Consider the following 18,523-nt stretch of genomic DNA (forward strand, 5'->3'; position numbering starts at 1 on the left):
GTATACAAAAGTAAACAAAAACAAAAAAACACATTGTTACAAATGTAAACAGGGGATTATTTACATTTGTAACATGAAAATTATGGATACGAATAAGCTTGAAAATTGGTACGCTTCCAATTTTGAAAAAGAGCTAAAAGGAAAGCGAATATTGTTTGAAGATATTCACCCGTTAATAGAGGGTTTGAAATCGTCGCAATTCGATAAAGAGATTTTAGGAACATCAGAGGAAGGGACTTCTATTTATAAATTAAAAATAGGTTCTGGAGAAAAAAGAATTCTTATTTGGTCTCAAATGCACGGAAATGAAAGTACTGGGACAAAAGCCGTATTTGATTTGTTTAAGTTTTTAATTGCTCCAAATGAGTTAGAAGAATTTAGAGATGATATTTTAAATAACTGTACTTTGGTTTTTATTCCTATGCTGAATCCTGATGGATCTAAAAAATTCACAAGGGTAAATGCTAATGATGTGGATTTAAATAGGGATGCGGTAAATAGGGTAGCAAAAGAAAGTAATTTACTAAGAGGTGTTTTGGATGCTTTTAATCCCCAGTTTTGTTTTAATCTTCATGATCAAAGAACCATATTTAATGTAGAAGGAACAGAAAATCCTGCTACAATTTCCTTTCTGGCTCCTTCAGAGGATTTAGAACGTACGCTTACTGAGGGTAGAAAGGAAACAATGAGCGTAATTGTGTCGATGAATGCTTTGTTATCTAAAATAATTCCTAATCATATAGGTAGATATACAGATGAGTTTTATCCTACTGCGACAGGTGATAATTTTCAAAAATTAGGGCATAACACTATTTTAATTGAAGCAGGACATTATTACGATGATTATGACAGAGAAGAGGTGCGTAAGTTTAATTTCTTTGCGATGTTACAAGGGATTCATTTTGTAGCAAAAGAAAATGATTATTCAAACTATGAGCCTTATTTTGATATTCCAAATAACGATAAAAAATGTTATGATATCATTTATAGGAATGTAAAAAATTCGAAGGGAGAAATAGAGGATGTTGCTTATCAGTATGATTATAAAGTTGTAGCGGATAAGTTGGTTTTTGTGAAAGAAGAAGCTCAGAGAGGTGTTTTAAAAGATTTTGTAGGTCATAAAGAATATGATTTAGAAAAAAAAGAAATGAATTTGGATTAAAAATTAGAGATTTCGTAAAGGAAATGTCTTTTTGATAGAAATATTTTATTATTTTTGCAGAATAGCGATTTATTACCAAAATTAAACTCATGAAAAAATATAATTTAGATGAAGTAGATCACCAGATCTTGGATATGTTGATTGAAAATGCAAGAACCCCTTTTACTGATATTGCTAAAAAGTTATTGGTTTCAGCCGGAACTATTCATGTTCGTGTAAAAAAAATGGAAGAAGAGGGGATTATTAAAGGTTCTACGCTGACATTGAATTACGAAAAAATGGGATATGCGTTTATTGCGCACATTGGAATTTACTTAGAAAGAACATCGATGACAAAAGATGTGATTGAGGATTTAAGAAAAATTTCAAACGTGACCGTTGCTTATGTAACTGCTGGAAAGTTTAATATTTTTTGTAAAATAAGAGCTAAGGATACTGAAGATGCTAAAAATATTATTTTCCAAATTGATGATATCCCTGGAGTTAATAGAACAGAAACTATGATTTCTTTAGAGGAAAGTATCAATGATAAGAAAAGAATGATGCATGCAATTTTTAGAGATTACTAAAAAGAGGTTTGCTTGAAAATTTAAAACGATAAACAATCTATGTTTATCGTTTTTTTTATTGTAAAAATCAAACTAGAAACTATACTACATATTTTTTCTAATGTATGAATAGTTTATATCTTTACACACTGTCAATATCGATTAAATAAGATGAGTTTATATAAAAAGAATGCGCTTAAATTATATAATTCTTTAAGCAAAGAAAAGGAAGTTTTTACACCAATAAATGAAGGTTCTGTGGGAATGTATGTTTGTGGACCTACCGTTTATAGCAATGTACATCTTGGTAATGTTAGAACTTTTATGTCTTTTGATTTGGTCTTTAGGTATTTAAAGCATTTAGGCTATAAAGTAAGGTATGTAAGGAATATTACAGATGCTGGACATTTAGAGAATGATGCTGATGTAGGAGAGGATAGGATTGCAAAAAAAGCTAGGATTGAGCAAATAGAGCCAATGGAGGTTGTGCAGCGATATACCGTTGACTTTCATGAAATATTGCAAAAATTCAATAATTTACCACCAAGTATAGAACCAACTGCAACAGGGCATATTGTAGAGCAAGTAGAAATCATAAAAGACATCATTGAAAAGGGGATGGCTTATGTAGTAAACGGATCAGTTTACTTTGATGTTTTAAAATACAATGAATCTGGTGAGTATGGTGTTTTATCAGGGAGAAACATTGAAGATTCTATACATAATACAAGGGCACTTGACGGCCAATCTGAAAAGAAAAATCCGCAAGATTTTGCTTTATGGAAAAAAGCAAGCCCTGAGCATATTATGAGATGGCCTTCGCCATGGAGTGATGGTTTTCCTGGTTGGCACTTGGAATGTACAGCAATGAGTACAAAGTATTTGGGAGAGAAATTTGATATTCATGGAGGTGGAATGGATTTAAAATTTCCACATCATGAGTGTGAAATAGCACAAGCTAATTGTTCTAATGGAACAGATCCAGTAAATTATTGGATGCATGCAAATATGCTGACGTTGAACGGTCAGAAAATGGCGAAATCTACAGGGAATAACATTTTACCAGGAGAAATATTTTCAGGCGATAACAACGTATTAGACAAACCTTTTAGTCCTAGTGTTACAAGGTTTTTTATGTTGCAAGCTCATTATAGAAGTAATTTAGATTTTTCTAGTGCGGCGCTTGAGGCATCGGAAAAAGGGTATAATAAATTGTTTCAAGGTTTAGGACTTTTGGAAAGTTTGAAAACAAGTAAAGCCTCTAGTGTTGGTATTGAAAAATGGGTTCAGGCATGTTATGATGCTATGAATGATGATTTTAATAGTCCGATTCTGATTGCTGGTTTGTTTGAAGCTGTAAAGTTTATTCATTTAATTAATGATGGAAAGGAAACGATAACTCAAGAAGATTTAAACACATTATCATCTGTATTGAAATCATTTGTGTTTGATGTTCTAGGGTTGGTTGATGAGGCTTCTGAGGATAACTCAGAGAAACTAAGCGGTACTGTTGAGTTGTTGATCAAACTTAGAAAAGAAGCAAGGGATAATAAAAACTGGGCATTGTCAGATCAAATTAGAGATGAGTTATTGGCTTTAGGTATCCAATTAAAAGATGGTAAAGAAGGAACTAGCTTTACTGTAAATTGAGCTTGATCCAGAAAATAATAAGATTTCCTTTTATAGCACTGGTAAGGATTTATCAGGCTATGATTTCACCGTATTTACCTGCAACATGTAGGTATGCTCCAACGTGTTCTCAGTATAGTATAGAGGCGATAGAAAAGCATGGTGTGTTAAAAGGAGGTTTACTGGCTTTAAAAAGAATAGGGAGTTGCCACCCTTGGGGAGGTAGCGGATATGATCCGGTTCCGGATAAAGAATCTAGAAACAACAATAAAGAAAAATGAATTTTAACGCAATTACTTGGGATCCTTCACTGGGCATAGAATTAGGCTTTTTTACGATACGCTATTATAGTTTAATGTTTGTACTTGCATTCGGTGTAGGTTTAGCCCTGATGAAAAGAATCTATATCAAAGATGGTATAGAGCTTGAAAAACTTGATAAATTGTTTATGTATACAATTATTGCAACGATTCTAGGGGCAAGGTTAGGGCATGTTTTCTTTTATGATTGGGCATATTTTAAGAATCATTTAGGGGAGATTTTATTGCCTGTAAAATTCAATCCTTTCCGTTTCACTGGGTTTGCAGGGTTGGCCAGTCATGGTGCTGCTGTTGGGATTATAACTGCGCTTTATTTTTACAGTAAAAATATTTTAAAAAAGCCGCTGTTGTTTGTGTTGGATAGGGTGGGTATTGTTGTGGCGCTCGCAGGTTTTTTTATTAGGATTGGAAATTTAATGAATTCTGAGATTATTGGTAAACCGACGGGTTCTGATTTTGGGATTATATTCAAAAAATTAGGAGAAGATTTTCCAAGACATCCTACTCAGTTGTATGAGGCGTTTAGTTATTTGGCTATTTTTGGATGTCTGTGGTATTTATATTGGAAAACGGATAAAAAAGAACAATATGGATATTTATTTGGTTTCTTTTTTGCAACCTTATGGTCCGTACGTTTTATTATAGAATTCTTAAAAGAAGCTCAAATAGAGAATAGAGGAGATTGGGATTTGAATACGGGTCAATGGCTAAGTATTCCATTAATCATAATAGGATTGTATTATATGTTCAGGAAAAAATAATAAAAAAGCCCTTAAGTAATTAAGGGCTTTTTTATTGTTCTTAAGTGAATTGGCAAAGTATACCTCCCATTAATGCTAATGAAACAATCCAATATCCAGCATTGATCATTACATATTTAAAACTTCTTTTTTCGAAAATAGCATTGGTTCCAAAAATAGGAAGTACTAATAGCATTCCGATCATGGTTCCGTGTAAAGCACCATGTTTAAAGGTTCTGTAGTTGTTTCCATATTTCTCCATAAAGTCGGCAGCATAAAGATTGAGCTCTGATCCCTCCACCATTAGGCTTGCGTCACTCATAAGTACAGAAAAGAATCCAAATTGATGAATTACGAAGGTTCCTAAGATAAAAGCCATAAGGTAGCTTAAAATATAGCAGTATAGAAAAACGATCGGGTTTGGTTTTTCTAGAGTTTCTAACGTGAAATTGCACTCTTTCATCCAGGAGCTTCCAAAAACTTTTGGGTTGTACCAAATAAATCCCATAAATAAAGGAACAATTGCAGCAATAGCAATAACGACAAAGTTAAATTTCATATTCTTTTTTTTTAGGTTAGTAAGTAAATATAAGAATAATCTTAATACAATATAGTTGGTAGGCTTAGGCGAAAATGGAGAATAAAAAAAGTGCATTCGGTGAATGAATGCACTTTGAAAATCAATTTTTTTAGTAATTATGAATTTCTAAAAACAAATTTTCCGTCAAAAGCGTCTAATAAAATTTTTTGTTCAGCTGTAACTTTACCAGCTAAAATCTCTTTAGAAAGTGAATTTAACACCTCTTTTTGTATCACACGTTTTACAGGTCTTGCCCCAAATTGAGGATCGAACCCTTTGTCTGTAAGTTCTTCTATAGCTTCTTTTGTAGCGTCTAAAACAATTTGTTTTTCTGCGAGCATTTTTGCTAATTTACTAATATGAATGTTCACAATATTCTTTATTTCCTCCTTGTTTAAAGGGGTGAACATGATTACTTCATCAATTCTATTTAAAAATTCAGGTCTTACTGATTTTTTCAATACCGCCATGACATCAATTTTCGCTTTTTCGGCTATACTAGCTCTGTTGTCTGCTGAAGCTTTTTCAAAATGTTCCTGGATACTTTCCGCTCCAATATTAGATGTCATAATAATAATAGAATTTTTGAAGTCCGCAATACGACCTTTATTATCTGTTAAACGGCCTTCATCAAGTACTTGAAGCAAGATATTGAAAGTGTCTGGGTGTGCTTTTTCAATTTCATCTAGTAAAATTACTGAATACGGTTTTCTTCTAACGGCTTCCGTGAGTTGACCTCCTTCATCATAACCAACATATCCAGGAGGAGCTCCAACCAATCTGCTTACAGAATGACGTTCTTGGTACTCACTCATATCTATTCTGGTCATGGCATTTTCATCATCAAACAAATAGGAAGCTAAGGCTTTTGCTAGTTCTGTTTTTCCAACACCCGTTGTTCCTAGAAACAAAAAGGAACCTAATGGCTTTTTATCATCTTGTAATCCAGCTCTAGACCTCCTTACAGCATCGGATACCGCTTCAATAGCTTCTTCTTGACCAACAACTCTTTTGTGAAGTTCATCTTCTAAGTTTAATAGTTTTTCTCTTTCGCTTTGTAACATTTTTTGAACAGGTATCCCAGTCCATTTAGCAACAACTTCAGCAATATCATCAGAAGTAACCTCTTCTTTTATTAATGCGTTCTCTTGATTGTTGACTTCAACCTGTAATTTATCAAGTGCTTCTTGGGCGTCTTTTATTTTGCCATAACGCAATTCTGCTACCAAACCATAATCACCATCTCGTTCTGCTTTATCAGCTTCTAATTTGTGACTTTCAATCGCTTCTTTGATCTTTTGAACTTTATCTACTAAATCTTTCTCGCTTTTCCATTTACTATATATGGAATCTCTTTGTTCTTTTGTGTTGGCGAGTTCTTTTTTAAGCTGTGAAAGTTTGGTTTTATCGTTTTCTCTTTTGATTGCCTCTAACTCAATTTCTATCTGCATGATTTTACGATCAAGAACATCAAGCTCTTCTGGTTTAGAGTTGATTTCCATGCGCATTTTAGAAGCAGATTCATCCATTAAGTCAATTGCTTTATCTGGCAAGAAACGGTTAGTAATATAGCGCTGTGAAAGTTCAACAGCGGCAATCACCGCTTCGTCTTTTATTCTAACTTTGTGGTGTACTTCGTATTTGTCTTTAATACCTCGTAAAATTGATATAGCACTTTCAGTATCCGGTTCATCCACAATTACTTTTTGGAAACGTCTTTCTAATGCTTTGTCTTTTTCAAAGTATTTTTGGTATTCATCTAGAGTAGTGGCTCCAATAGCTCGCAATTCACCTCTCGCTAAGGCTGGTTTAAGAATGTTGGCGGCATCCATAGCACCGTCACCACCTCCAGCACCCACAAGAGTATGTATTTCATCAATAAAGAGTACTATAGATCCATCGGAATTGATCACTTCTTTAACTACAGATTTTAATCGCTCTTCAAATTCTCCTTTGAATTTAGCTCCGGCAATCAATGCTCCCATATCTAAAGAAAAAATTTGTTTATCCTTTAGGTTTTCAGGAACATCTCCTTTGATAATTCTATGCGCTAATCCCTCTGCGATGGCAGTTTTACCAACACCTGGTTCTCCAACTAACATTGGGTTGTTTTTTGTTCTACGAGATAAAATTTGTAAGATTCTACGGATTTCTTCATCTCTTCCAATTACAGGGTCTAATTTTCCGTCATTGGCAAGCTGATTTAAGTTTTTTGCATACTTGCTTAAACTGTTATATGTGTCTTCCGCGCTTTGAGATTTAACATTCTCTCCTTGTCGAATTTCATCAATAGCGGCTTTTAATCCTTTTTCTGTAACTCCCTGATCTTTTAATTGTTGTGAAACCGTGTCTTTGCTTTTAAAGATTGCAATTAATAGATGTTCAATAGAGACATACTCATCATTCATTTTTTTTGCAATGTTATTTGCGTCAATGAACATTCTATTTGCTGTAGCAGAAAGACTTAGGTTGCCTCCAGAAACTTTTGGGAAGCTATCAATGGTCCTGTCTAATACCTCTGTAAAAACAGGAATATTAATTTCTAATTTTTTTAATATAAATGGGGTAACATTTTTGTCAACATTTAAAATAGCCTTAAAAACGTGAGCCACTTCAATTTGTTGTTGTCCTAAGCCTTGAGTAATCTCTTGTGCTTTTTGTACAACTTCTTGTGATTTTATGGTGTAATTATTAAAATTCATAACTCCTAATTTTTAAATTCATTCTAACATTGTCAAATAGTATTCCTTTTTATTGATGGGAGTAAAAGAGGTCAAAATGTCTTGTAAGGTCTTGTAATTAGAGACAAATTGTCTTTTTAGATTGATTTTTAACGACAATATTTCAGGTTTTAAAAAATAGTTAGTTTTGAAAGGATAGCTTATTTTTGTCGTCAATTAGACAAAACATATAAACATGGGAATATTAAGCGGAGTTTTTGGTTCAAAATCGGAAAAAAAAGAAACACCAGGTATTAACTGGATACAATTAACAAAAGAGGAGCAGTTGGAGGGCTTGAGTAAAACTTCTGTTTTGTTTAAGCATAGTACACGCTGTGGTATCAGTAGTTCTGTGATCAAACGTTTTGAGAAACAACATGTAGATCTTAACGATCAGGTAGACTTCTATTATTTAGATTTATTAAATTTTAGAAATATTTCTAGCGCAATTGCAGAAAAGTTTAAGGTAATTCATCAATCGCCTCAAGCTGTTGTTGTTAAGGGGGAGGAGTTGGTTGCCCATGGATCTCATTATGATATTTTGGAACTTGATCTGAAGGGGTTTTTAGAGTAAGTTTATTTAGGTAATTTAGGAGTTGGTTTTAAAAAACGGTTAACTCGATAAATTTATCGAAATGTTAGGGGTGGTATAAAAATATTTAAGACTATCTTTGCTACAAGAAAAATTTTAAACAAAATCTTTCAATTCTCAATGAAATTTTATAATTTGAGTATTGAAATTAATTAACAGAAACGGAATTATATTACATGGCTAAATCAGAACAAAGCTTCAACAAAAAAGAAAAAGAAAAGAAACGTTTGAAAAAACGTGAATTGAAAATGAAGAAAAAGGAGGAGCGTAAGGCCAATGCTACAGGTGGTGATATGATGATGTATGTTGATCAATTTGGGAACCTTACAGAAACTCCACCGGATCCAGCAGAAAAAGTGATTATTGATGCGGAAAGCATTGAAATTGGAATCCCTAAAAAAGTAGAAGAAGATATTGATCCTGTTCATAAGGGTAGAGTTGCTTTCTTTAATGACTCAAAAGGTTTTGGATTTATCAATGATGCTGATAATGGTGAAAAATATTTTGTACACGTTAATGGATTGTTACAAGAGATAAAAGAAAATGACAAAGTCCAGTTTGAACTTGAAAGAGGAATGAAGGGAATGAACGCAGTAAAGGTTAAGAAAATTTAATCTTTTAGAATTTATAAATAAAAATCCGGATACAATTTGTATCCGGATTTTTTTTTGCTCTTAACTGAATGTAAGTCTTTGTTTTTTAGTTGTTAAAGAGGGTGGTGTTTGTAAAAGGTTACTAAAATGTAAAATATTTATTAGGGTTTTTAAGATTGAGTTTGTTTCAATAATAAGAACATGAGTTGATAAAAACTCAAAAACCCTATTAAGATGGAAATTTACCAAATACCTGTTTTTGATGATGATTTTTACAAAATGCTTTTCAGGTTTTGTATTAATATTAGTTTCCTTACAATTATCATCAGGTTTTTGTATTACCGAGGTTCAAAGAACAAAGAATATTTCTTTACTTATTATATGATTAGTGTAATCGTATTTTTTTTATGTTTCACTTTAAAAAAATACGAATTGGATTTGGGGATGGCGCTTGGACTTTTTGCCATTTTTGGGATTATAAGATATCGTACCAATTCAATTCAAATAAAGGAGATGACTTATCTCTTTATTATTATAGGGGTATCTGTAATAAATTCATTGGCAAATAGAAAGATGAGTTATGCTGAAATTCTTGGGGCTAATACATTAGTTATTATAGTATTGTCACTTACAGAGTGGTTTTGGACTTTGAAACATCAAGTATCCAAAGATATTATATATGATGTTCTTGAAAACGTTAAGCCTTGTAACTACCAAATTTTAAAAAATGACCTGGAAATGAAAACAGGATTAACTATTGATAAAGTTTCAATAGGAGAAATAAACTTTCCTAAAAAGAGGGTTAAAATAACAGTTTATTATGAAAATGGAAATTCTTAAAAAAATGAAATTATATTGTAAAACCATAAAGTTATGCGTCGCAGTTGTCCTTGGAATGTTGGCTTTTAAATCAGAGGCACAAGGGGAATATGTCGAGGTAAGAGACTTGGAAACCTGGTCTAGTATTAATTTAAAATACAAGGTTAATAAAACTTGGAAAATGTCTTTTCAAGGGCAGTTAAGATTAGAAAATAATAGTTCTGAAGTAAGTCAATATTTCGGACAGTATGATCTAACATATGCTCCATTCAAACATTTCTCTTTTGCAGGAGCTTTACGTTATGTAAGAAAGAATGATAATACTGGAAATGTTCAGGGGTATGAGAATCATTTTAGGTATCACCTCGATGGAATTTTTAAACACAAAGCAGATCGGTTTAAATTCAAATACAGACTAAGGTATCAGAATAAAAATGAAATAGGGGTTGATGATGAGTCACGACAATACGTTCGTTTCAAAGCAGGTTTGGATTATAATATAAGAAAATGGAAACTGGACCCTGAACTTTCCGGAGAACTTTTTCATGTTTTAGGGAATCAGAATAATGAATTGGAAGGGTTTCGTATAACATTTGGAACTTCTTTTAAAGTTCATAAAGCGGGTGCAGTAGGTGTGTTTTATAGGTTTGAAGAAGAACTTAACACCACTTACCCGAAATCTCGAAACATTATAGGATTTAAATATACTTACTCATTAAAATAAAATAATATGAAAATTAATAAACTTAAATATGTACTTGTTGCAGTTGTGTTGGTAACCTTTGTAGCATGCAAGGAAACCATTTATGTGGAAACTGATGAATTGGAAACTGAAGTTGAGAATGATAAAGAACCTGGAGAGGGCTTGGATGATTGGACTACAGAGACGCATACCAAGGATGGCGCGATAAATTATGAAATGGTATTCCCACAAGACAAGGTAAATAGGATAGATATAGTTTTATCAGCAGCAGAGCACGCAAGTATGCAGTCTAATTTGGCTTCTATTGTTGGATCTACAGGGGGTGGTCCTGGTGGAGGTGGTGGGAATTTCTCAGATGAAACACCAATGTATGTAGCATGTGATTTTTATTTTAATAATACGCAGTGGTATGAAGTGGGGGTTCGTTATAAAGGAAACTCTAGTTTGTATTCAGCATATAGAAGTGGAAATGGTAAGTTTCCGTTGCGTTTTAAATTTGATGAGTTTGAAGATGATTATTCTGAAATAAAAAACCAACGTTTTTATGGATTTCAACACCTTTCGATGAATAGTAACTTTAAAGATGACTCCTTTATGCGAGAAAAAACAGCTTGCGATTTATTTAGAGACTTTGGAGTGCCAGCTGTAAAAACAGCATATTATGAAATTTATGTAGATGAAGGAAATGGTTCGCCTATTTATTATGGACTTTATACTATGGATGAGGTTGTTTTTGATACCATGTTGAATTCTGTATTTGGTAGCGAAACTGGAAATTGCTACAAACCAGATGGTGATGGGGCAAAGTTTTCTTCTAGCGGTTTTACCTTAGATGATTTTGAAAAGAAAACCAATGAGGATGAAGCGGATTGGTCTGATATTCAGGTAATGTATGATGCACTGCATGCTACAACTAGAACGACAGATGTTGAAAGTTGGAAAGATGGATTAGAAGCTGTTTTTGATGTTCAAGGGTTTTTAAAATATTTAGCAGTTAATAATACTATTCAGAATTGGGATACTTATGCTAATATGACCCATAATTATTATTTGTATCATGACCCAGCAGATGATCTGATCAAATGGATTGTTTGGGATAATAATGAGGCATTCAATAGTGGAGGTGGACCAGCAGGCGCAGTTTCAATAGATATGAGTGAGGTGAGTTCGGATTGGCCATTGATATCTTATTTAATAGCTATTCCTGAATACGAAGAGGATTATAAGACGTATTTGGAGGATTTTAATAATAATTATTATGTTCCTGCTGCTATGGATGCGATTTATACGAGCTTATCTAGTTTGATTTATACTAGCGCCACATCAGAATCTTCGGGATATACGAATTTATCAGGAGGAGCTTCTGGCTTTACATCAGGTGTAGCAACTATAAAAGCGCATTGTGCAGCAAGAAATACAGTTGTAGATAATTATTTAAATGATTAATCATATGAAAAGAGAAATTATAGTATTAGTAGGGCTGGTAATTGCACTTATGGTATTTGCAGGTTGTAAATCCAATAAACCCACTCAAAGTCGGGAGGGTCAAAGAGCACATAAAAGGCCAACTGTTGAGCAGTTGTTTGAAAAAATGGATTCAAATAAAGATGGGAAGCTTTCAGAGAAAGAAATCAAAGGACCTTTAGCAAATGATTTTGATAAAATTGATTTAGATGAAGATGGGTTCTTGTCAAAAGAAGAGATAGAAAAAGCGCCTAAGCCTAATAATAATAATAATAATAATAATAGGAATAATAGGAATAGGATGGAGCAAAACAGGCCTGAGTTTTAAGTGTATTCATTTGCCGGTTATTTACAATTTTAATTTTTAGGTATTAATAAAAATCAGTTTGTGTAAGGTTTATTGAATTTGGTCGACAGAAAATAGTAGTTCATCTAAATATATATGTTTTACAGTATGTTTTTATGAACTTTGAGTAAACGTTAAAACTTACGCTATGGTACGAACAAAGGAAATATCCAAACAAAAAGTGATTCAGACGGTAGTTGTAATTAATACCTTATTATTAGGATTGATATTTATTGCAACAAAAATTTAAAACTACCCACAAGATAATAGAAAGACATGGTTTTCCATGTCTTTTTTTTGTTTAATAAAATTAAATTTAACATAAACAAAAATAAAAACTTTTTCGTAATTTTACTTGAGTCCATAAATGAGAAAGAATGAAATTGAATAAAAATAGACATGGTTTTAAATTTTCAGCTTTTAAAGAAGAAGAGAAATCTAAATTTGATCAGTTATTTGGCATATTTAAAGAGATAATTACACATACTTCAGGGGATTTTGATGAAGCTATTAATTGGATGAAAACATTAGACAAAGAATATAAGTTAACTGATGAGACTTATTCTTTAGATGATTTTATAGACGAGTTAAAGGAGCGTGGCTATTTGAAAGATGAAATTGATCCAAACGGAAAGGGTAAAACAAAAATCACATCAAAAACAGAAAAGGCGATACGAAAAAATGCTTTAAACCAGATCTTTGGGAAAATAAAGAAAAATGGTTTAGGAAATCATAAAACAAAGCATAGTGGTTTAGGAGATGAAAAGACAGGAGATTTTAGGGCGTTTCAGTTTGGTGATTCTATCGATAGTTTGTCAGTTACAGAAAGTCTTAAAAATGCGCAAATCAATAATGGATTGACAGATTTTAGTTTAACTGAGAAAGATCTAGTTATTGAGGATACGCATCATAAATCACAAATGAGTACGGTTTTAATGATTGATATTAGTCATAGTATGATTCTTTATGGAGAGGACAGAATTACTCCGGCAAAAAAAGTTGCCATGGCTTTATCAGAATTAATTACATCGAGGTATCCTAAAGACACCTTGGATATACTTGTTTTTGGAAATGATGCATGGACAATTAAAGTAAAAGATTTGCCTTATTTACAAGTAGGTCCTTATCATACAAACACCGTTGCTGGGTTGAATTTAGCAATGGATATATTAAGAAGGAAAAGAAATACCAATAAGCATATTTTTATGATTACCGATGGAAAGCCAAGTTGTTTGAGGTTACCTGATGGAAGGTATTATAAAAACAGTAATGGTTTAGATCCGTATATTACTGAAAAGTGCTATAATATGGCGGCATATGCCAGGAAATTGCATATTCCAATCACAACATTTATGATTGCAAGAGATCCTTATTTGCAAAATTTTGTAGATAAGTTCACAGAATCAAATAAAGGCAAGGCTTTTTATACAGGATTAGAGGGTTTAGGTGAAATGATATTTCACGATTATGAAAACAATAGAAAAAAACGCATGCGATAAATTATGGATATAACGATAAAAACTTTAGGTGAATTAAAAAAATCTGGATATGTTTCGAAAAGCATAAAAGCAGAATTAAGAGATAACTTAATAGTAAATATTAAGGCTAATAAAAATTCTTTTGAAGGAATTCATGGTTATGAAAACACGGTGATTCCTCAATTAGAAAGAGCAATTTTATCTCAACATAACATAAATTTATTAGGGTTAAGAGGACAAGCAAAAACAAGGTTGGCAAGATTGATGGTTCAGTTATTGGATGAATATATTCCGTTTATTGAAGGCTCAGAAATACATGATGATCCATTGCTTCCTATTAGTTCCTTCGGACGTGAAACTGTTGAGAAAATGGGGGATAAGACACCTATTGCATGGCTTCATAAAGAAGATCGTTTTTTTGAGAAATTAGCAACACCAGATGTAACAATTTCTGATTTGATTGGTGATATTGATCCTATCAAAGCAGCAACATTAAAATTGAGTTATGCAGATGAAAGGGTTTTGCATTATGGAATGATACCAAGAGCGAATCGTTGTATTTTTGTAATCAATGAACTACCTGATTTACAGGCAAGAATTCAAGTAGCGTTGTTCAATATTTTAGAAGAAGGAGATCTTCAGATTAGAGGCTTTCAGTTAAGAATGCCTGTAGATTTACAATTTGTTTTTACTGCCAATCCGGAGGATTATACCAATCGTGGAAGTATTGTTACTCCGTTAAAGGATAGAATAGGTTCTCAAATACTTACGCATTATCCAGAAAATTTAGAGGTTGCAAAAACAATTACGGCACAGGAGGCGGCGCTTCAAGAAACGAGGTTGTGTGATATTCATATTCCTGAGTTGGTAAAAGATTTAGTAGAACGTATTGGGTTTGAAGCAAGAAAGAGTGAATACGTAGATGCTAAAAGTGGAATAAGCGCCAGAATGAGTATTACCGCATATGAAAACTTATTAAGTTCTGCAGAATACAGAGCCTTAGGTGCTAATGAAAAAAGTACTTCCATAAGATTTAGCGATATTTTAGGGATGGTTCCTTCAATTATCGGAAAAATTGAATTAGTTTATGAGGGAGAGCAAGAAGGTGTTGCTTTTGTAGCTGAAAAATTAATTGGTGAAGCGGTAAAGACCTTATTTCTTGAAAAGTTCCCTAAAATATCGAAGCTCAAAAAAGAAAATCAAAAAGATGCATATGATCCAATATTAGATTGGTTTTTTGAGGAAACAAATTTTGAATTGTTTGATAATGGTGTTGAGGTAGAATATAAATCTGCTTTAGATGATATTGCACCTTTGGATGATTTGATAGAAACATATGCAAAAGAAACTGCAAAAGAAGATTCCTATTTTCTAAAAGAGTTTATTTTATGGGCGTTGGTAGAGTTTGAAAAGTTAACAAAAGAGAGGGTTAAAGAAGGGTATTCTTTTAGAGATCAGTATGGCGCTTTGTTTTCTGATATGTAGGAAATGAAAGAGCTTTTACAAGAAATTAGAAATTGTAAGGAATGCGCCCCTTTTTTGAAACAGGGGTGCAGACCTGTTTTGTCAGCATCAAAAAAATCGAAGATCATTATCATTGGACAGGCACCTGGAAGTGTAGTGCATCGTACAGGGATTCCGTGGGATGACAAAAGTGGAGAGAATCTAAGAAACTGGATGGGTGTTGAAAGAGATTTGTTTTACAATGAAGATTTTATATCGATCATTCCAATGGGATTTTGTTATCCAGGAAAAGGGAAGTCGGGGGATTTACCTCCAAGAAAAGAATGTGCTCCGCTGTGGCATTCAAAATTAATTAAGGAATTAGAGGAAGTAGCTTTAGTGTTGTTGGTGGGTGGATATGCTCAGAAGTACTATTTAAAGGATACAATGAAGCGTACGCTTACTGAGACTGTAGTTGCTTATTCGGATTATTTGCCAAAATTTTTCGTATTACCACACCCTTCACCAAGAAATAATATTTGGATGAAAAAAAACGAATGGTTTAAAGATAAAGTACTCCCTGTTTTAAAAAACAAAATAGAAGAATTACTTTAAATATTGCATTATCTGCAATAATCTAAAAGGCTAACAGTATCTTTGCAAAAATTCAAAGGTATGTCTAAAACATTTTCTAGTCTTGGAATTCAAAAAGAGTTCTTAAAATCTTTACAAGGGGTTGGTATTGAAAATCCTACTGAAATTCAGGAAAAATCTATTCCGGTAATATTAAATCAAACAGATGATTTTGTAGGGTTAGCAAAAACAGGTACTGGTAAAACTGCTGCATTTGGCCTGGCTTTATTGCAAATGATTGATCTTTCTGTGGATGAGATTCAAACATTAATTTTGGCTCCTACAAGGGAGTTAGGTCAGCAGATTTATAATAATTTAAAATCGTATTGTGTTCACTCAGATGAAATTTCAATAGCTTCTGTTTGTGGCGGTGTTCCGATTAAACCACAAATTGAGTTACTTAAAGATAAAACACATGTTGTGGTGGCTACTCCAGGAAGGTTGATTGATTTGATTCAACGAGGAGAGATAGATGTTACAAAAGTTAAAAATTTTGTTTTAGATGAGGCGGATGAAATGATCACCTCTCTTAAAGAAGGATTGGATAAAATTGTTGCGGTTTTACCTAAAAAAAGAAGAACGTTTTTGTTTACTGCTACCATGCCCGGTGTTGTAAAGCAGTTGATTCAGAATTATATGTCAAAACATATTACTCAAGTTTCTGTTGATATGGCGGTTACAGGTAATAATAAAATTGATCATAAATATGTTGTTGTCGAACCCATAGAAAAGTTAAATGTTTTGATGCATTTTCTGAATTCTAATGAAGGTGTTCAAGGGATTATATTTTGTAAAACGAAAGCAGCAGTAAACAAGTTAGCTAAAAATTTAGCGATAAATAAATTCTCTTCTGGAGCAATTCATGGAAGTTTATCTCAAGGAATACGAGATAGGATTATGGGACAATTTAGAATGGGGCATATTAATATTTTAGTAGCAACAGATTTGGCTGCAAGGGGGATTGATGTGAAAGATATTGCCTATGTGGTGAATTATCATTTGCCTGATACTTATGATACCTATGTCCATCGATCTGGAAGAACGGCTAGGGCAGGTGCTGATGGTTTGGCATTGTCTGTGATTCAACAAGAAGAAGTAGAGGATCTAGATGGTTTTGAAAATGAACTTGGAATTCGTTTTGGAGAATTTGAAAAAGCAACTGCGCAAAGTATTGAAGAAAATAATGGTTTGCTATGGGCAAAGAAGATATTTAAAACGAAACCCAATCATAATGTTTCTAAGGAATATAAGAATAAAATTCATACAATTTTTCATCATTTAACAAAAGAAGAGTTGGTTGAAAAATTATTTGCGAATTATGTGATGCAGCAAGAAAATAGTGCTTTAGAAAAGGAAACTTCAAAAAAGAAAAAAAGAAAGTAATGGCCAATAAAATAAAAGATCAACAGGAGATTTTGAATAAATTAAACATTTATCAATTGAATCCTATGCAAGAAGAAGCGTTAGAGGTAATTGACTCTAATGAAAATACGGTCATTCTTTCACCAACTGGAACCGGTAAAACCTTAGCGTTTTTATTGCCCCTTTTAGAAAGGTTAAATCCTGCTATACAGGAAGTCCAGGCAGTAATAGTAGTTCCGTCTAGAGAACTTGCAATTCAAATAGAGCAGGTAATTCGTTCTATGGGCTCAGGATATAAAGTAAATGCAATTTATGGAGGAAGGGCTATTGCAAAAGATAAGATAGATTTAAAAACAACACCATCAATTTTGATTGGTACACCAGGTAGGTTGTCAGATCATTTCGGAAAAGAGAGGTTTACAACGAAAGAAGTTAAGACTTTGATTATTGATGAGTTTGATATTTCTTTTGAAGTAGGTGCAGGCGGAGATATGCAGCGAATTGTGAAATCTCTATCCAATGTTGATAAAAAAGTACTTACATCTGCAACTCAGGATATGGAAATTCCTAGGTATATACAGATGGAGAAAGCGGTGACTTTAAACTATTTGACGGAAAAAAAAGATGCGAAACTGACCTTAAAAACGGTTATATCAACTTCTAAAAACAAGCACAATACTTTGGTGGAATTGCTTGAAATGTTAGAAGATGAACCAGGAATTGTTTTTTGTAATCAAAAGAATACGCTTGAAGATTTAAGTTCGTTTTTGGCTAAGAAAAAAATTATACACACTTGTTTTCATGCAGGAGTAGATCAAAAAGAAAGAGAAAGGGCTTTGATTCGTTTGAGAAATGGCTCTGCCACGATATTGTTAGCAAGTGACTTAGCGGCTAGAGGTATTGATATCCCGGAGATGAAGTATATTATTCATTTTGAAATTCCGGAAGGTGCTGAGGAATTTACGCATAGGAATGGGAGAACAGCAAGGGTAAATGCCAAAGGTACTGCTTATATGATAAAATGGAATAAGGAGGAGTTGCCAAGTTTTGTTGGCAAATCAGCTGTCCAAAACCTATCAGGGAAAAGTGTAATAAAGGCACCATTCTGGGAAACATTATTTATTTCAGGTGGTAGAAAGGATAAAATATCCAAAGGTGATATTGCAGGATTGTTTTTTAAGCAAGGGAAAATAAACAAAGATCAATTAGGTGTTATCGAGCTTAAATCTGATTGTGCGTTTGTTGCTGTTCCTAAATCTATAGCATTTAAATTGGCACAAAGTTTAAATAATACAAGGTTGAAAAAGAAAAAAGTTAGGGTCTCCGTATTATAAAACAGTGTTATTCGTTAGGTTATATAATGAGAGAGCCAAATAATTTAATGAATCATT

18 protein-coding genes are annotated in these 18,523 nt (G+C 33.0%); 16 read left to right on the forward strand and 2 right to left on the reverse strand.

The window, feature by feature from the left end:
• Nucleotides 1-82 precede the first annotated feature (82 nt).
• From AC2DZ0_RS02820 to AC2DZ0_RS02840, 5 genes are all read left to right on the forward strand, one after another.
• Nucleotides 83-1,162, forward strand: a complete 1,080-nt coding sequence (locus AC2DZ0_RS02820) for a M14 family zinc carboxypeptidase (protein ID WP_484643531.1) — start codon at nt 83-85, stop codon at nt 1,160-1,162.
• A gap of 89 nt (nt 1,163-1,251) precedes the next feature.
• Complete coding sequence (locus tag AC2DZ0_RS02825) at nt 1,252-1,731, forward strand: Lrp/AsnC family transcriptional regulator (protein ID WP_484491516.1); 480 nt, start codon at nt 1,252-1,254, stop codon at nt 1,729-1,731.
• 150 nt (nt 1,732-1,881) lie between these two features.
• Nucleotides 1,882-3,360, forward strand: coding sequence for a cysteine--tRNA ligase (cysS, locus tag AC2DZ0_RS02830; RefSeq protein WP_484643532.1), 1,479 nt, complete (start codon nt 1,882-1,884; stop codon nt 3,358-3,360).
• Nucleotides 3,361-3,362: 2 nt separating this feature from the next.
• A complete protein-coding gene (yidD, locus tag AC2DZ0_RS02835) occupies nt 3,363-3,620 on the forward strand; it encodes a membrane protein insertion efficiency factor YidD (protein ID WP_484643534.1) in 258 nt (85 codons plus the stop codon).
• Nucleotides 3,617-4,420 carry a prolipoprotein diacylglyceryl transferase gene (locus AC2DZ0_RS02840; RefSeq protein WP_484643535.1) on the forward strand — a complete coding sequence of 268 codons (804 nt, stop codon included), beginning with the start codon at nt 3,617-3,619 and terminating at the stop codon, nt 4,418-4,420. The genes yidD and AC2DZ0_RS02840 overlap by 4 nt, the downstream gene beginning before the upstream one ends.
• A 40-nt stretch (nt 4,421-4,460) precedes the next feature.
• Here AC2DZ0_RS02840 and AC2DZ0_RS02845 read toward each other — a convergent pair whose 3' ends face one another.
• Nucleotides 4,461-4,958 (reverse strand): DUF1761 domain-containing protein, encoded by a 498-nt coding sequence (locus tag AC2DZ0_RS02845; protein WP_484491520.1) that lies wholly within the window; start codon nt 4,956-4,958, stop codon nt 4,461-4,463.
• Between the two features lie 137 nt (nt 4,959-5,095).
• Complete coding sequence (clpB, locus tag AC2DZ0_RS02850; protein ID WP_484643536.1) at nt 5,096-7,681, reverse strand: ATP-dependent chaperone ClpB; 2,586 nt, start codon at nt 7,679-7,681, stop codon at nt 5,096-5,098.
• A 214-nt stretch (nt 7,682-7,895) separates the two neighbouring features.
• On the opposite strand from clpB, the gene ytxJ reads away from it, so the two are divergent.
• The 11 genes from ytxJ (at nt 7,896) to AC2DZ0_RS02905 (ending at nt 18,466) form a co-directional block, all read left to right on the forward strand.
• A complete protein-coding gene (ytxJ, locus tag AC2DZ0_RS02855) occupies nt 7,896-8,273 on the forward strand; it encodes a bacillithiol system redox-active protein YtxJ (RefSeq protein WP_484643538.1) in 378 nt (125 codons plus the stop codon).
• Nucleotides 8,274-8,467: 194 nt separating this feature from the next.
• A complete protein-coding gene (locus AC2DZ0_RS02860) occupies nt 8,468-8,905 on the forward strand; it encodes a cold-shock protein (RefSeq protein ID WP_484491523.1) in 438 nt (145 codons plus the stop codon).
• 213 nt (nt 8,906-9,118) lie between these two features.
• A complete protein-coding gene (locus AC2DZ0_RS02865; RefSeq protein ID WP_484491524.1) occupies nt 9,119-9,724 on the forward strand; it encodes a DUF4956 domain-containing protein in 606 nt (201 codons plus the stop codon).
• 4 nt (nt 9,725-9,728) lie between these two features.
• The gene (locus tag AC2DZ0_RS02870; RefSeq protein WP_484643539.1) at nt 9,729-10,427 is read left to right on the forward strand and encodes a DUF2490 domain-containing protein; all 699 of its coding nucleotides are present in this window, start codon (nt 9,729-9,731) and stop codon (nt 10,425-10,427) included.
• Nucleotides 10,428-10,433: 6 nt separating this feature from the next.
• Complete coding sequence (locus AC2DZ0_RS02875; RefSeq protein WP_484643541.1) at nt 10,434-11,852, forward strand: CotH kinase family protein; 1,419 nt, start codon at nt 10,434-10,436, stop codon at nt 11,850-11,852.
• Between the two features lie 4 nt (nt 11,853-11,856).
• The gene (locus tag AC2DZ0_RS02880; protein ID WP_484643543.1) at nt 11,857-12,198 is read left to right on the forward strand and encodes an EF-hand domain-containing protein; all 342 of its coding nucleotides are present in this window, start codon (nt 11,857-11,859) and stop codon (nt 12,196-12,198) included.
• A gap of 395 nt (nt 12,199-12,593) precedes the next feature.
• Nucleotides 12,594-13,715 (forward strand): vWA domain-containing protein, encoded by a 1,122-nt coding sequence (locus AC2DZ0_RS02885; protein ID WP_484643544.1) that lies wholly within the window; start codon nt 12,594-12,596, stop codon nt 13,713-13,715.
• Between the two features lie 3 nt (nt 13,716-13,718).
• Entirely contained in the window at nt 13,719-15,179 is a 1,461-nt protein-coding gene (locus tag AC2DZ0_RS02890) for an AAA family ATPase (RefSeq protein WP_484643546.1), read from the forward strand.
• A gap of 3 nt (nt 15,180-15,182) precedes the next feature.
• A complete protein-coding gene (locus AC2DZ0_RS02895) occupies nt 15,183-15,752 on the forward strand; it encodes a uracil-DNA glycosylase family protein (protein WP_484491530.1) in 570 nt (189 codons plus the stop codon).
• Between the two features lie 60 nt (nt 15,753-15,812).
• Nucleotides 15,813-17,153 carry a DEAD/DEAH box helicase gene (locus AC2DZ0_RS02900; protein ID WP_484643547.1) on the forward strand — a complete coding sequence of 447 codons (1,341 nt, stop codon included), beginning with the start codon at nt 15,813-15,815 and terminating at the stop codon, nt 17,151-17,153.
• Nucleotides 17,153-18,466: a DEAD/DEAH box helicase gene (locus tag AC2DZ0_RS02905; RefSeq protein WP_484643549.1), complete on the forward strand. Its 1,314-nt coding sequence runs from the start codon at nt 17,153-17,155 to the stop codon at nt 18,464-18,466. The genes AC2DZ0_RS02900 and AC2DZ0_RS02905 overlap by 1 nt, the downstream gene beginning before the upstream one ends.
• The last annotated feature ends 57 nt before the right edge of the window (nt 18,467-18,523 follow it).

It is taken from the genome of Flavicella sp. IMCC45668, from assembly GCF_057219105.1.

What these genes read in the sequence shown, in the direction of transcription:
- AC2DZ0_RS02825 (WP_484491516.1), top strand. Translation starts at nt 1,252, where the DNA reads ATGAAAAAATATAATTTAGATGAAGTAGATCACCAGATCTTGGATATG.
- cysS (WP_484643532.1), top strand. Translation starts at nt 1,882, where the DNA reads ATGAGTTTATATAAAAAGAATGCGCTTAAATTATATAATTCTTTAAGC.
- AC2DZ0_RS02840 (WP_484643535.1), top strand. Translation starts at nt 3,617, where the DNA reads ATGAATTTTAACGCAATTACTTGGGATCCTTCACTGGGCATAGAATTA.
- ytxJ (WP_484643538.1), top strand. Translation starts at nt 7,896, where the DNA reads ATGGGAATATTAAGCGGAGTTTTTGGTTCAAAATCGGAAAAAAAAGAA.
- AC2DZ0_RS02880 (WP_484643543.1), top strand. Translation starts at nt 11,857, where the DNA reads ATGAAAAGAGAAATTATAGTATTAGTAGGGCTGGTAATTGCACTTATG.
- clpB (WP_484643536.1), bottom strand. Translation starts at nt 7,681, where the DNA reads ATGAATTTTAATAATTACACCATAAAATCACAAGAAGTTGTACAAAAA.
- AC2DZ0_RS02865 (WP_484491524.1), top strand. Translation starts at nt 9,119, where the DNA reads ATGGAAATTTACCAAATACCTGTTTTTGATGATGATTTTTACAAAATG.
- AC2DZ0_RS02890 (WP_484643546.1), top strand. Translation starts at nt 13,719, where the DNA reads ATGGATATAACGATAAAAACTTTAGGTGAATTAAAAAAATCTGGATAT.
- AC2DZ0_RS02905 (WP_484643549.1), top strand. Translation starts at nt 17,153, where the DNA reads ATGGCCAATAAAATAAAAGATCAACAGGAGATTTTGAATAAATTAAAC.
- AC2DZ0_RS02875 (WP_484643541.1), top strand. Translation starts at nt 10,434, where the DNA reads ATGAAAATTAATAAACTTAAATATGTACTTGTTGCAGTTGTGTTGGTA.
- AC2DZ0_RS02895 (WP_484491530.1), top strand. Translation starts at nt 15,183, where the DNA reads ATGAAAGAGCTTTTACAAGAAATTAGAAATTGTAAGGAATGCGCCCCT.
- AC2DZ0_RS02870 (WP_484643539.1), top strand. Translation starts at nt 9,729, where the DNA reads ATGAAATTATATTGTAAAACCATAAAGTTATGCGTCGCAGTTGTCCTT.
- AC2DZ0_RS02860 (WP_484491523.1), top strand. Translation starts at nt 8,468, where the DNA reads ATGGCTAAATCAGAACAAAGCTTCAACAAAAAAGAAAAAGAAAAGAAA.
- AC2DZ0_RS02885 (WP_484643544.1), top strand. Translation starts at nt 12,594, where the DNA reads ATGAAATTGAATAAAAATAGACATGGTTTTAAATTTTCAGCTTTTAAA.
- AC2DZ0_RS02845 (WP_484491520.1), bottom strand. Translation starts at nt 4,958, where the DNA reads ATGAAATTTAACTTTGTCGTTATTGCTATTGCTGCAATTGTTCCTTTA.
- AC2DZ0_RS02900 (WP_484643547.1), top strand. Translation starts at nt 15,813, where the DNA reads ATGTCTAAAACATTTTCTAGTCTTGGAATTCAAAAAGAGTTCTTAAAA.
- AC2DZ0_RS02820 (WP_484643531.1), top strand. Translation starts at nt 83, where the DNA reads ATGGATACGAATAAGCTTGAAAATTGGTACGCTTCCAATTTTGAAAAA.